16 protein-coding genes and 1 pseudogene are annotated in these 13305 nt (G+C 57.7%); 5 read left to right on the forward strand and 12 right to left on the reverse strand.

Annotated features, from left to right (window positions below):
- Nucleotides 1-34: 34 nt before the first annotated feature.
- The 11 genes from G6R15_RS21030 to G6R15_RS21080 form a co-directional block, all read right to left on the reverse strand.
- Nucleotides 35-1300: an NAD(P)/FAD-dependent oxidoreductase gene (locus G6R15_RS21030; protein WP_164661945.1), complete on the reverse strand. Its 1266-nt coding sequence runs from the start codon at nucleotides 1298-1300 to the stop codon at nucleotides 35-37.
- 25 nt (nucleotides 1301-1325) lie between these two features.
- Nucleotides 1326-2033 (reverse strand): c-type cytochrome, encoded by a 708-nt coding sequence (locus G6R15_RS21035; protein ID WP_164661946.1) that lies wholly within the window; start codon nucleotides 2031-2033, stop codon nucleotides 1326-1328.
- Between the two features lie 3 nt (nucleotides 2034-2036).
- On the reverse strand, nucleotides 2037-3341 hold the full coding sequence (locus G6R15_RS21040) for a c-type cytochrome (protein WP_164661947.1): 1305 nt from the start codon (nucleotides 3339-3341) through the stop codon (nucleotides 2037-2039).
- On the reverse strand, nucleotides 3325-4599 hold the full coding sequence (soxC, locus tag G6R15_RS21045; protein WP_164661948.1) for a sulfite dehydrogenase: 1275 nt from the start codon (nucleotides 4597-4599) through the stop codon (nucleotides 3325-3327). The genes G6R15_RS21040 and soxC overlap by 17 nt, the downstream gene beginning before the upstream one ends.
- Before the next feature lie 18 nt (nucleotides 4600-4617).
- A complete protein-coding gene (soxB, locus tag G6R15_RS21050) occupies nucleotides 4618-6315 on the reverse strand; it encodes a thiosulfohydrolase SoxB (RefSeq protein ID WP_164661949.1) in 1698 nt (565 codons plus the stop codon).
- An 88-nt stretch (nucleotides 6316-6403) separates the two neighbouring features.
- Nucleotides 6404-7234: a sulfur oxidation c-type cytochrome SoxA gene (gene soxA / locus G6R15_RS21055; protein ID WP_164661950.1), complete on the reverse strand. Its 831-nt coding sequence runs from the start codon at nucleotides 7232-7234 to the stop codon at nucleotides 6404-6406.
- Between the two features lie 36 nt (nucleotides 7235-7270).
- Nucleotides 7271-7600 carry a thiosulfate oxidation carrier complex protein SoxZ gene (gene soxZ / locus G6R15_RS21060; protein ID WP_164661951.1) on the reverse strand — a complete coding sequence of 110 codons (330 nt, stop codon included), beginning with the start codon at nucleotides 7598-7600 and terminating at the stop codon, nucleotides 7271-7273.
- Nucleotides 7601-7623: 23 nt separating this feature from the next.
- Nucleotides 7624-8046, reverse strand: a complete 423-nt coding sequence (gene soxY, locus G6R15_RS21065; RefSeq protein ID WP_164661952.1) for a thiosulfate oxidation carrier protein SoxY — start codon at nucleotides 8044-8046, stop codon at nucleotides 7624-7626.
- A gap of 24 nt (nucleotides 8047-8070) precedes the next feature.
- On the reverse strand, nucleotides 8071-8526 hold the full coding sequence (soxX, locus tag G6R15_RS21070; protein ID WP_164661953.1) for a sulfur oxidation c-type cytochrome SoxX: 456 nt from the start codon (nucleotides 8524-8526) through the stop codon (nucleotides 8071-8073).
- 153 nt (nucleotides 8527-8679) lie between these two features.
- Entirely contained in the window at nucleotides 8680-9237 is a 558-nt protein-coding gene (locus G6R15_RS21075) for a thioredoxin family protein (RefSeq protein WP_164661954.1), read from the reverse strand.
- 18 nt (nucleotides 9238-9255) lie between these two features.
- Nucleotides 9256-9996, reverse strand: coding sequence for a cytochrome c biogenesis CcdA family protein (locus G6R15_RS21080; protein WP_164661955.1), 741 nt, complete (start codon nucleotides 9994-9996; stop codon nucleotides 9256-9258).
- 57 nt (nucleotides 9997-10053) lie between these two features.
- On the opposite strand from G6R15_RS21080, the gene G6R15_RS21085 reads away from it, so the two are divergent.
- The 5 genes from G6R15_RS21085 (at nucleotide 10054) to G6R15_RS21105 (ending at nucleotide 13015) form a co-directional block, all read left to right on the forward strand.
- A complete protein-coding gene (locus tag G6R15_RS21085; protein WP_373456023.1) occupies nucleotides 10054-10446 on the forward strand; it encodes a hypothetical protein in 393 nt (130 codons plus the stop codon).
- A 5-nt stretch (nucleotides 10447-10451) separates the two neighbouring features.
- Nucleotides 10452-10817 (forward strand): helix-turn-helix transcriptional regulator, encoded by a 366-nt coding sequence (locus tag G6R15_RS21090; RefSeq protein ID WP_164661956.1) that lies wholly within the window; start codon nucleotides 10452-10454, stop codon nucleotides 10815-10817.
- A 42-nt stretch (nucleotides 10818-10859) separates the two neighbouring features.
- Complete coding sequence (locus tag G6R15_RS21095) at nucleotides 10860-11915, forward strand: YeeE/YedE family protein (protein ID WP_164661957.1); 1056 nt, start codon at nucleotides 10860-10862, stop codon at nucleotides 11913-11915.
- 58 nt (nucleotides 11916-11973) lie between these two features.
- Nucleotides 11974-12486 carry a sugar O-acetyltransferase gene (locus G6R15_RS21100; protein ID WP_164661971.1) on the forward strand — a complete coding sequence of 171 codons (513 nt, stop codon included), beginning with the start codon at nucleotides 11974-11976 and terminating at the stop codon, nucleotides 12484-12486.
- Between the two features lie 112 nt (nucleotides 12487-12598).
- On the forward strand, nucleotides 12599-13015 hold the full coding sequence (locus tag G6R15_RS21105; RefSeq protein ID WP_164661958.1) for a hypothetical protein: 417 nt from the start codon (nucleotides 12599-12601) through the stop codon (nucleotides 13013-13015).
- Between the two features lie 125 nt (nucleotides 13016-13140).
- Here the strand turns inward: G6R15_RS21105 and tuf are convergent.
- Nucleotides 13141-13305 (reverse strand): annotated as a pseudogene (gene tuf, locus G6R15_RS21110) (elongation factor Tu); the annotation flags it as partial.

A 13305-nucleotide genomic window follows, 5' to 3' on the forward strand; every position in this document is an offset into this window, starting at 1 on the left:
CCTTGAGCCATGTCAGGCACACGGGCGCGAAAGGTTAGCCCAACATGTCGGCCGTGATACCCGAGTACCAGCCCTCGGATTCCTGATACGTCGCCTTGCGCACGTCTGCGCTTTCACCCGTTTGCGAGATGAAGCCGTCAACCTTGGCGATCTTGTCCGGTGTCGCCTCGTATGTCGCGCCCACCTTGACCCCATCATCGGCGGCAATCAGCGACCAGCACGTGTTCGAGAATTTGGCAGGGAAGACTTTGGAACCCGTAAGGGCACCTCGAACAGCGTTGGCGCAGACCTTGGCCTGGCTGTTGGCCGAAAAGCCCGATTTCGGCATATCACCCTGTTGCGAGGCATCACCCAGTACATAGACATCCGGATCGACATTGGTGGACATATTGGCGGCATTCACTGGCGCCCAGTTACCGTCGGTGACACCCGCGATATCCGCGATGCGGCCCGCCTTCATCGCCGGGATGACATTGCAGACGTCGACCTTGGTTTCCTCTCCATCAATTGTGACGGTCATGGCACTGGCATCGACGCTGACATTGCCGCCGCCAAAGTCCTCCCCGATCCAATCGACCATCCCCTCGTAGTGGTTGGCCCAACCTTCCTGGAACAGCGCCATCTTCGAGAACTTAGGCTTGGGGTCAGCCACAATGATCTTGGCCGTGGGATTGTTGTTTTTCAGGTAATTGGCAACCATCGAAATCCGCTCGTACGGTCCAGGCGGGCAGCGATATGGGTTCGGGGGGGCGACCATGGCAAACACGCCGCCCTCTGGCATCGCCATCAGCTGCGCCTTAAGCAATTCAGTCTGCGATCCGGCCTTATAGGCGTGCGGCATCGCGTTTTGGGTGGTGATGTCCCAGCCGGGCACAGACATGTCGACGAAATCGATACCGGGACTGAGGATCAGCTTGTCGTATTTAATCTGTGCGCCACCGGCGAGTGTCACCGTCTTGGTGTCGCGGTCCACGCCCACGGCCCAATCGTGCACGACGTTCACGCCACTGGCCGCCAGGCCACCATAGCTGTGGCCCAGATCACTCATCTGTTTGAAGCCACCCAGATAGAGGTTCGAGAAGAAGCAGGTGTAATAGGTGCGCGTCGGTTCGATCAGGGTGACATCGACCGCGCCTTTGCTGTCTTTGGCGATATAACGGGCGGCAGTTGCACCGCCGGCGCCACCACCGATTACAACAACACGAGGTTTGCCGTGACCATCTGCCAAGACCATGGGCGCGGCCAAAGCTGCCGAGGCGACAGCAGTCGCCCCCAAAAACATGCGTCTGTTCAGTGTCATTTCGCGTTCTCCTCCCACTGGAACCTCAGTTGTCGAGGTTCTTGAAGTATGCCGCCAAGGCGGCGATCTCTTCGTTGCTCAACCGCCCTGCCATCATCTGCATGACCGGGTGCTGGCGTTGTTTGTTCTTGTAGGCATGCATGGCGAGGACAAAATCCTCTTCTGGCCAATAGACGATGGACGGGATGCCATCGTCGCCCCCGCTGGCCTGATGGCATGTCGTGCATTCGCTGCTCAGATACTCGCCATATTCGGGGTCGCCTTGAAGGGCCAGTATGGCGGGGTCTATATCGTGATTGGTCGGCGTCGCGGTCGGGTCGGCCTCGGGGATGTTGGCCGGGTCGTCCGAAAAATCGCGCAAATAGGCAATCACGTTTCGACGGTCGGTTTCATCTTTGAGCCCTCGAAAGCTCATCCGGGTTCCAGAAGCATAAGAGCGCGGGTTCTCCAGAAATGCGTTCAGCGTCTCGGCATGCCATTCCAAGCCGCTGGCACCGGCGCGCTGAAAACTCTTGGAATACTTGAAATCCTCCATCCCCGCAGCCGCACGACCAAAGAGATCATTCAAATGCGGACCGATTCTGTGTGTCGCCCCCGCCCCGACCTGATGGCACCCTTTGCATTGGGAATAAACCTTGGCGCCGGCCCTTGGGTCGCCGAATTCATCGGCTGTGGCGGATGCCCCAAGCAGGACCGCCACACCCATTGAAAGGAACCGAGAAAACCGCGTCATCTATCAGTTCCCGAACGCCGCCAAATAGGCGTTGATTGCCTCTATGTCGCCGCCCTTTTTCAAACCCGAGAACGACATCTTGGTGCCCTTCATGTAAGCTTTGGGCTTGGCCAAGAACTCAGCCAGCGATGCTTCATCCCAGACGCGGCCCTCATCCAGGGCCGTTTTGAAGGTGTTGGAATACTTGAACCCATCCACCGAACCAAAGGTGCGCCCGAACAGGTCATTCAGATGCGGGCCGGTTTTGTTCTTGGCACCCTCCCCGACCTGATGGCAGGCCTTGCACTTTTTGAAGACCTTTTTGCCAGCGGCGATCATGGCTTCCCCATCGTCGACCTGTTCCGTTTCAAGCGCTGGCTCTACAGCAGCTTTAACCGGTTTCGGCGTAGCCTCGCGGATAAAGGACGGGCCAGCCGCCGAGAAGCTTGGCAGGCCTTCGACCTTAGCCGGATTCATCATAGAGTTGGTGCCACCCTCAGCCGGGGTTTCTACCAGAAAGACAGAGCGCATGGTGATCTCAACGGCATCCTTGCAATTTTCCATGCACGGCTCGGCCCGCCAGGCTGCGTATTCCAACTCGGGCCGGTCGTCGATGACAAAGCCATACTTGTTGTGCATTTCAAAGGAACCCAGGTTTTCGTGGGTCAGCTCGAACTCGTCATCAATCAAGTCATTCGAATACAGAATGTAGGCAACGATGGCATAGGTTTCATCCGGGGTCAGTGTTCCGGCCTCGCCAAAGGGCATCGAACGGTAAACGTAATCATAGACCGTTGACAGGTGCGGCCAATATGAGCCCACGGTCTTGACCGGGTCTTTGTCCGCCAGCGTGTCAAACCCGCCCGACAAAACCGGCCAATTGTCCACACCTTCGGCGAAATCACCGTGGCAAGAGGCGCATTTGTCTGCAAAAACCTCTTCGCCGACAAAGGCGTTTCCGGCCCCCTCGGGCAGGCCCCGCCCATCGGGCAGAACGTCGACGTCCCAGGCGGCGATCTCTTCGGTCATGGCCACGCGGCCCAGGCCATAGGTGCCTTCCATTTGGGGCGCAGGGGCGGTCAGGTTTGTGCCCTTGGCCCCCTGTTCCTGCGCCTCGGCCACGGCGAGTTCCAGCGCCGTGACGCGCTCGGCTGCAGCCTTTGCCTGATCGCTGGCGGATGACATACGCGCCTCGGCCTTTTCCACGCGATCTTCGAGCAGTGCGAAGGTATCCGCGCCATAGTTGCGAGACGAAAACCCATAGGCCACCCCAAGCATCAGGGCGATCCCGCCGATTGCGGGGAGCACAAGGTTAGGAGACTTCGACATTCTCGGCGATCCCTTCTGCGTTCACGTACCAGGTCTGGATACAGTTGTTGTGGTAGACGGAGTTTTCCCCGCGCTGTTCGCGCAGTTGGTCCTTGGTCGGCTGGACATATCCGGTTTCATCCATCGCACGCGATTGCAGCAGCATCGGCGCGCCGTCCCAAACGGTGTCCAGATAAAAGCGGGCCAGCGCCTTGGTGTCGCCCTGCTTACCCAAGCGCGCGGTTTCCCAAGTGATGCCGCCATCCTTGGACACATCAACACGGGTGATCTGCCCGTGGCCTGACCACGCCAGACCGGATATGACCATCGGCCCATTTCCATGGGTGATCGGCATCTGCGGGCTGGGTGAGGTGATGACTGATTTGGCATCCATCACCCATGTCCATTTGCGCGCAGTACCGTCGGCGTACACATCGGTGTATTTGGAGGTCTCTTCGCGGCTTTCGACGGCAGCATCGGTCACTTCGATCCGGCGCAGCCATTTGACCCACATGTTGCCTTCCCAACCGGGAACGACCAGGCGCACGGGGTATCCGTGCTCCATCCGCAGCGCCTCGCCATTGGCCTTGAAGGCCACCAGAACATCATCCAGCGCCTTTTCCATCGGGATCGAACGCCCGTTCGACGAGGCATCAGCCCCCTCGACATAGACCCACTTGTCCTCGAAATCTCTGGTCGCACCCAAGCCCGCTTCGTTCAACAGCGTGCGCAGCGGGACGCCGGTGTATTCCATGTTGTGGATCATGCCGTGAGTGAACTGCACACCGTTCAGCTGAGCACCTGCCCACTCCATGCCGGTGTTCGCGGCGCATTCGCAGAAATAGACGTGGTTTTCGCGCGGAAGGCGCTCCAGATCCTCATACGTGAACACCAAGGGCCGGTCGACTAGCCCGTTGATCATCAAGCGATAGTCGCCCTTGGTCAGCTCGATGGCGCCGGAATGGTGCCGTTCGAACGCACAGCCCTGCGGCGTGATCGTGCCATCCAGCGCGTGAATGGGGGTAAAGTTGATCGACGAAATGGGCGAGGCGGTCAGCCATTCCACATTGCGCCGGATCACGTCAGCCTCGAACCGGATCGGCAGGCCATAGGGGGTTTCGTCCACGCCCGCGCCTGTGATCGAGGCCCAATCCTGCAATTCGGTGATCAGCGGGTCCGGGGTACCAGCAGCCGCCGCACCAGCGACCGAGCCCACCGCCGCTGCTGCCGTGCCTTTCAGAAAGGCGCGGCGAGAGGTTGGTTTCACGGATTCATCCATCTCTCATCGTCTCCATCGTCAAACGCCGATCACTTCGACGCTGTTGTTGTCTTCGACCCGGACGGTGCCCAGCTTGCGCACGTGGTTTTCCACCACATCCCATATCTTCGGCCCTTCGGTGCCTTCATTGACCGAGGCCCAGCCAGCCACGACGTAAGACCGTGCCGGATCAATTGGTTCGCCGGTTTTCAGCAAGGTCATGTTGGAAATGCGCGAACCTTGCGGCTGGCCCACATCCACGCGGTAGCCCAGGCCACCGGTGCGCACCATGTCACCGCCCTGCTGGTAATAGGGGTCGGGGTTGAAAATGTTGTCGGCCACGTCTTCAAGCACGACTTTCAGGAATTCGCCTGTCATTTCCGTGCGGTACGCCTCTCCATAACTCATCGAAGTAACGCTCCAAATGTGCTCGCGCGTGATGTCCTGACCGGGCACCAGCGACGGCCCCCAGCGCACGCCGGGGCTGAGTGCGATTTCGGCCTCACGCTCGGACAGCAGCGCGTCACAGATCAAGTCATCCCAGGTGCCGTTGAAATTGCCGCGACGGTACAGCAGGCTGTCGGTCTGGCCGATCACCTCGGTCATCTGATCCAGATAGGGCGCACGCTGCTCGTCGATCAGAGCGGTCATGTCCGCGTCCGGCGTGATCACGTCCGAGAAGATCGGGATCAGCTTGTGGCGATAACCCATCATCCGGCCATCGCGAACATCGAGATCGACCCGCGACACGAACTTGCCGTTCGACCCTGACGGCACGATGATCGTATTCCGAACCACCGCCGGTTCCGGCAGCGCATCATGTGTGTGACCCGACAGGATGACATCAATGCCCGGAACAACACTTGCCATCTGCTTGTCGACGTCAAAGCCATTGTGGCTGAGAACAACAACACAATCGGCGCCCTTGGAACGCACTTCTGCGACCATCGCAGCCATGTTCTCGTCCCGGATGCCGAAAGAGTATTCCGGAAACATCCAACCCGGGTTCGCGATCGGCATATAGGGGAAAGCCTGACCAATGACGGCGATCTTGGATCCGCCGCGCTCAAAGATCTTGTAGGGTGGGAACAGGTCTGTGGGTTCGTCCCATTCGGCGTCAAAGATGTTCTGACCCAGGGCGGCAAACGGCAGGCTTTCGACCAATTCGTTGACCCGATCCGATCCCAGCGTGAATTCCCAGTGGAAGGTCATGGCATCGGGATTCAGGGCGTTCATGACATTGACCATGTCCTGCCCTTGGGTGTGATAACAGGTGTAGGAGCCGTGCCAGGTGTCACCACCGTCCAGCAGAATGGCGTCGGGTCGATCCGCGCGGATCGCCTTGACCACCGTAGACACTCGATCCAACCCACCAACGCGGCCATACATGTCCGCCAGCGCCGAAAAGTCGCCAGAGCTGAGAGCATAGTGGCTAGGCGAGCCATCCGCGATGCCATAGAGCTTGCGGAAATCGGCACCCGTCACATGGGGCACAGCACCTTTGTTGCCGCCAACGCCCAGGTTGACCGAGGGTTCGCGGAAATAGATCGGCTTGAGCTGCGCGTGAATGTCGGTGATGTGGATAAGAGAGACATTCCCGAAGGTGTCAAACTCTAGCAATTGATCCTGGGTCAAACGCTGCTGTGCCGCCAACCTGGCCCAGTTGCCAAAACCCGAAGCCCCGACAATGGCTGAAGCCGCCATGCCAACCTGAAGGAAATCCCGCCGCGAAATCATGTGCACCTCTTTTCATTCATATGCGCATGTATGAATTTAATATGTGGAAAAGAGCCCCGCACCGGTAAGGCGCGGGGCCACAGTCAGGTCAGTTACGCACCGACGGGGTTTCGACAGACAGGCCCTGCCCGCGCGATGCGAGGTACAATTCCAGTGCCTTGAATTCATCGCCTCCCTCTTTGAACGGAGTTGCACGGATGTTTTTCATGCAGCCCTTGAACCGTCCGTGGATCGAATTCAGCTTGGCGTTCTTCAGACGATAGGTCGGAAAGCCGTTGATCTGCCCCTGGCTCAGATGGTCCGCACGGATCATCATGCCATAGTTGTCTTCGTGACAGTTCGAACAGGCCATATCCAACTGGCCTACCCGGGTGTAATAGAGCTCTTTGCCCTTTTCCCAGAAGGGCGCCGCATCGCCATCGATGGCCACGTTCATCGGCATGCCGCGGGATTGCACCCCGATCAAACCGGTCATCGCAGTCATCTTGCCCTTGGACCATTTCCAAGGCTCGGCTTCCATCCGGTCGGTCCGGCATTCATTGATCAGATTTTCCATCGTGACCAACTCGCCGTCATCGACGCGAGGCAGCTGTGTGCGCAGACCTGCGAAATCCTCGATGTTCTCGTGACAGGACGAACAGGCTTTGCCAGCCGCGCCATCCACCTTGTCCCACAGGTCCATGCCCTGTTCGACAAAGACAAACGCGGGGTTGTCGAAATCGTCCATTTCCAACGCCTGCGTTTCCGCCGAACGGAAGCGCCAACCCGAATAGATCGTGTCGACGTTTTCCATATGCGCCGGTGCCGCGACCTCGGTCACGATGCTTTCACCTTCGATAGACAGCGAGTTGCTATCCTGTGCGCCAACGGCCGTTCCCAGCCCGATCAGCGCAAGTGTTGTCCACAGTGTATTGGTCATTCCCGTCCCTCCTCCCTGGCGAGATCGTCCATTTTCTTATTGGACTTTGATCTTCTTGCTTGTGTCGTAGACAGAGCCGTCGTCGTCATACCAGGTGAACTTGAACTCACCGGATTCAGGCACGATTGCTTCGAACTGAAAGTAGGGATTGGTCGAGATCGCCGGTTCCAGCGTCACATCAATCACGTTTTCGCCGTTAAATTCAGCCGTGAAACGGTTGATGATCGAACGCGGAATGACGTTACCATCATCGTCCTTGCGCTGACCGCTTTCCATCTTGTGGCTGATTAGGGTCTTGATGGTGATCGCTTCACCAGCCGCCGCTGATTTGGGGACTTTGACGCGGGGTTTTACACCAGATGCCATGTTATTTCTCCTCGTGTTCCGGGTCAGCCGCCGCAGCCGCCGATGGTTACCTTGACGTTGGCCGATGCCTTCTGGAACGAGCCGTCTTCCATCTTCGCGATCGCAACAACGTTCTGCGTCGAGGCCAGACGAATGCGGGTCGATGCGCTGCGCGAAGCAGCCAAAGGACCAAAGTTGAAGGTCGCCACATTCGGAACCGGATTGCCGTCAGCAAACAGCGTGATCGCGACCGCGCCGGGTGCGTCTACTTCGATTGGAACGGTGTTGCCGTTTTCCGCGATTTCGGGCGCGGTGATGGTGATTGCACCCTCGCCCAGATCCGCACCGCCAGTCAGCTTGCCGATTTCATCATCCGTCAGCGTGGCGAATGCAGGCAGGGACCCCATCGCCGTAGCCGCAGCACCGGCCGAGCTCAGGATCAGCAGATTGCGCCGAGTTAGTTTCATGAGTTTCTCCTAGGTTCGGGGGCGTCAGCTGTCTTTCAGCGTCAACAGGTAGGCGATGATATCTTCGACCTGCTGCGCCGAAAGAATGCTTTGGCCTGCGAATTTATCGAGCGGGCGTTCATAGCCGCTGTCGATGTAAAAGGCGGGCATGATCGTGCCCTCAAAGACCATCTTGGAATTGGATACGATGCCGCGCAGTTCCGCCTCGGTCCAGCGTTCACCGACGCCGTCCATCATGGGGCCAACTTCACCGTGGAACCCCTCTTCCGGCATGTCAGAGTTCGCGTGGCACGCCAAACAGTTGCCCTGTTTGCGATTGGCAAAGACCATTCGGCCGTTTACTGCGTCGCCGGCCTGTCCCGTCAACGAGGCGCTCACCACCCCGTCTTCATATACGACGTCCGCAGGCTTTACGTCACCGGCTGCAACCGCAGTCGCGCCAAAAGCGGTGCAAAGCGTCAAGATGAGTGCGCGTTTCATATGTCCTCCCTCAGACGATTCTTATCCGTCGTCTGTTGCACACTAGTGCACACCGAGGCGTCTTCGCAATATCAAATTCAACTACATGAATTTTTATATCTGTTCGCATTGGCAGAATATTCTGAACATTTCTTTCGCGCCCGCAGAATGATCTCAGCCACCCTGCTCTTGCAGCTTGCGCGCGTGGTACTTCTGAAAAGCTTCGCTTTCTTCGTAACCTTTTTCAACCACCCAGTTCAGCATATTGAAGGTTGTGCCTTTGCCGAAGGCTCCGGGCATGTTGGCCACTGCAGCCTGCGCGGCAGTGGCGGTGTCGGGCACCTCTTGCGGCAGGAAATAAATGTTAGGCGTGAACAAGGCACCCCAGCGTTTCACCATGTCCTTTTCCGGCAGCACTGTCCCGTCGAAGTCGGTCACTTCGACATCCCCGAACATGTTGATCTGCACCACAAAATAATTGGCGTCGATGTAGTCAGCAATCTCTTCGACGACAAAGACTTCTTCGTGCATTTTCTTGCAATAGATGCACCCACGCTGCTCGATGATTAGCATCAAGCGCTTGCCTTCGGCGTTGGCCTCATCCAGATCCTCGCGCAGGTCTTTGAAGGTGTCGCGCATCCAAGGGGCCTTGTGCAGGCCGTCGTCCCCCACTTCTGCCGCAAGTGGTGCAGCGATAAATACTGCCAAAGCTATTACAATCGCACGAAACATGACTTTACTCCCGTTGGATCACCCAATGGCGCTGAACCACGGAATGTGCTCCAGCATCCATTGCGCAATCAGGTTGATTGAATTGGTTGCGATCAGAACGCCAAACAGAACCAGCATCCCACCCATTATCTTTTCCACCGTCCCCAGATGGCGACGGAACCGGGACATCCACGACATGAACGGCCCGATGAACAGCGCGGCGATCACAAACGGAAGGGTCATCCCCAGCCCATAAACGAACAACAGCGTCGCCCCTTGCGTGGCCGATTCCTGGCCCGCCGCCGTAAACAGGATCGCTGCCAGAACTGGACCAACACAGGGCGTCCACCCAAACGCAAAGGCCAGCCCAATAACATAGGCCCCGACGTAACCGACGTTGTTTGTGTCACCTGCATCCGTGCGAAACTGCCTGTAAAGAAATCCGATCCGAACTATGCCCAGGAAATGCAAACCCATCGCGATGATCAGCACCGCAGCCGCCCACCGCAGGATATCGAAATATTCACGCACCATCTGCCCAAACGCGCTGGCAGTCGCCCCCAGCCCCATAAAGATCGTGATCACCCCAAGCGCAAAGCAGCACGCCGCCATAAAGGCGCGTCGCCGCACGTCTGACGTGATTGCCGCATTTGCCGAGATTTGGTTCATGCCCACACCAGCCAAGTAACTTAGATAGAAAGGAACGATGGGCAGAATGCAGGGCGACAAAAAGGACAGAAGTCCGGCGATCAGCGCTCCAAAATACGTGACGTCGAACATGGGCACCTCAAATCGTCGCGCTTGTAATATTCAAACATAGGATTATGATGTAAATCGATGACTCGTCAATTGGGAATCCACGTGAAACTGCTGGGCACCATTCTTATCGCAACCCTGGGTTGGCTGCCAATTGCTGCCACCGCCGAGACCTATCTGCTAATGGCAGAAGAGGATGGCTGCTATTGGTGCGCCAAGTGGAACGAGGAAATTGCCCACATCTACCCCAAGACGGTCGAAGGCAGGACTGCGCCTTTACGGCGCTACGATCTGCACAGCGACACGCCCGGCGTCGCCTTTGTAAGCCGCGTCCATTTCACGCCTACCTTCATTCTTGTGCAGGATGGGGCCGAGGTTGGCCGCGTCGAAGGATACCCGGGCGAAGATTTCTTCTGGGGCCTACTCAATCAAATGTTTGAACAGGCAAGGATCCCCCTGGACACAACAGGATGAGCACCATGACACCTGAAACCCGCCCCGAAGCTGCGCCGCGATTGCCCGTTTTCGACCCCAACATGTGCGCCGAAGACATGGAACGCATGATGACCAACGCTCAGCTGGCATCGAACTTTCTGAAGGCCATCAGCCACGAGGGACGGTTGATGATTCTGTGCCACCTCGCAACTGGCGAGAAGTCGGTCACCGAATTGGAAGAACTGCTGTCGGCCCGTCAAGCCGCGGTGTCACAACAGCTCTCGCGCTTGCGGCTCGAAGGGCTGGTCACCCCCCGTCGCGATGGCAAAACGATCTACTATTCCTTGACAGACGACCGCCCCAAACAAATCATGGAAGTGGTCTATGACCTCTTTTGCAGGCAAGACTGAATCAAGGCCATCGCTGGTCTGCCTTTTGGGAGGAGGCCGGACATGCTCGAATATCTGGGAGAGGCCAACACCGCGGCCCTGATCGGGCTTATCGGGGGAATCGCCCTTGGCCTGGCCGCCCGCATTGGCCGTTTTTGCACTCTTGGCGCGATAGAGGATGCTCTCTATGGCGCCGATGACCGTAGACTGCGCATGTGGGGCATTGCCATTGGCGTGGCCATCATCGGCGTACATGTCGCCATGTCCTATGGCGCCTTGGATTTGGCCCAGACCACCTATCTGGACCGCGTCTGGAGCCCTTTGGGGACAATCATCGGCGGGCTGATGTTCGGCTATGGCATGGCGCTGAGCGGCAATTGCGGCTACGGCGCGCTGGCCCGATTGGGCGGCGGCGACTTGCGCGCCTTTGTGATCGTGATCGTCATGGGCCTGTCGGCCTATTTTGTAATGTCCGGCCCCTTGGCCCACACACGGGTCATGATCTTTCCTGTCGAATTCAACGCCGAAACCCCACAAGGTTTCAGCGCTTACGCACAAAAGTTTTGGGGCATATCGCCTCTCGTCACGGGACTTGGCATCGGCGGAGCAATACTCGGGCTCACCCTATCCAATTCAGCCCTGCGCGCCTCTCCAAAACACATCTTCTGGGGCACTGTCGTAGGATTGGCCGTCGTATCGGGTTGGGTTGGAACCTATTGGGTCGCCAACACTGGGTTTGACGCTGAACCAATTGAAACCCACAGCTTTGTCGCCCCGATCGGCGACACGATTTATTACGGCATGACCGCATCAGGGAACACACTGTCGTTTAGCGTCGGTTCGGTTGTTGGCGTCATCCTGGGCGCGTGTCTGGGGTCATTCTCCAAGGGCCATTTCCGGTGGGAAGCCTGCGAAGACCCTCGCGAACTGCGTCGTCAGATCCTGGGCGCCGTCATCATGGGCCCCGGTGCAATCCTCGCCGTTGGATGCAGCTTGGGTCAAGGCGTCTCGGCCTTTTCGGTGCTGGCCTACAGTGCGCCAGTGGCGTTTGTGGCGATTTTCGCAGGCGCGGCCATTGGGTTGAAGCAGCTGATCACCGGCTTTGCTCCGGCCGAGTAGAACACCACACCCAAGGCCACCCGTCACAGACACATTCGACACCCGCACCAATCAAACCATGGCGCGCCACACCAAAGCGCGCCGCCTTCTCAAGGCGTATAATGCTTCGGATACCGAAGAGCCTGAAGCACGCGTTCAGATACTATCCGACTTGCTCGGCACCTGCGGCCCAGGTGCTTGGATGGAACCGCCGTTCTGTTGCGACTATGGCGACAACATCCACCTGGATGCGGGCGTGTTCGTCAACTTCAACTGCACCATGCTGGACGGCGATCAAATTCTCATCGGCGAAGACACCCTGTTGGGTCCGTCGATTCATATCTACGCCACCTCCCAACTGATCCAAGCCGAGGAGCGCATCTATATCGAAGATAGTCTGCCCAAGTATCGCACGTCCGCCCAGCCCGTGACCATCGGCAAGCGCGTCTGGATCGGAGGGGATGCGATTATCCTGCCCGGGGTTGAGATCGGCGACGGCACCACAGTTGGCGCGGGGTCAATTGTGACACAGTCCCTGCCTGCGCGGGTCTTTGCGGCGGGAAACCCATGTCGGACTGTGCGAGAGTTGTAATTTAATGAATTCCGGTTCAAAAGCCGTAGTGTTCCCACCACTTCTGGCGCTACGAACCGAACCCACAGCCCAAGCTAACGAGATACATTTGACGATTTCAAAATTACTCGCCGTGACCGCCACCATCTGCTGCCTGAATTCTACAGCTTATTCCAGCGAGGGCAAAATCCCGGCTGGAAACATAATGAACAGCTTCAAATTCGTCGTTCCACAAACAAGTCAGGGGCAGCGGCCTGAGGGCGACGGCGAAATTCTGGGCAAACATTTCTCATTCAGGCACACTAAGCTGGCCGCCAATGAGCCTTTTGAAATTGAAATTCGCTCTAAGAATTTAGGCCGCAACGACGCCTTTAACGCTGCGCTTTTGCTCAGTTCTGCCTTGTGTCTCATTAAACTGCAAAGCTCGGTTGGCTTGCATCCAGTCAACGTCCAAAAAACTCCGGGCTCGGACCAGTTCCACTATATTGCCTCGTGCAGCGGCGAACCAACTAGCCAAGTTACACGCAACGCACGGAATGACTGCAGGTAGAAGGAAACAAAGAAGAAGGCCGCTCCGATTGGAGCGGCCTTCTTTGTTTGTCTCACCGGTGTGGCTTTCGGGAGCTCTTGCCTGAGGCAAAAGCCCCTGTCGCCACTATCAGAGCAGAGCTCTGATTACTCAGTGATTTTCGACACAACGCCGGCGCCTACGGTGCGGCCGCCTTCGCGGATCGCGAAGCGCAGACCCTGCTCCATTGCGATCGGTGCGATCAGTTCAACGTCGAACTTCAGGTTGTCGCCAGGCATAACCATTTCGGTGCCCTCGGGCAGGTTCACGGT

This window comes from Tropicibacter sp. Alg240-R139 (assembly GCF_900537075.1).
Taxonomy (GTDB): Bacteria; Pseudomonadota; Alphaproteobacteria; order Rhodobacterales; family Rhodobacteraceae; genus Falsiruegeria.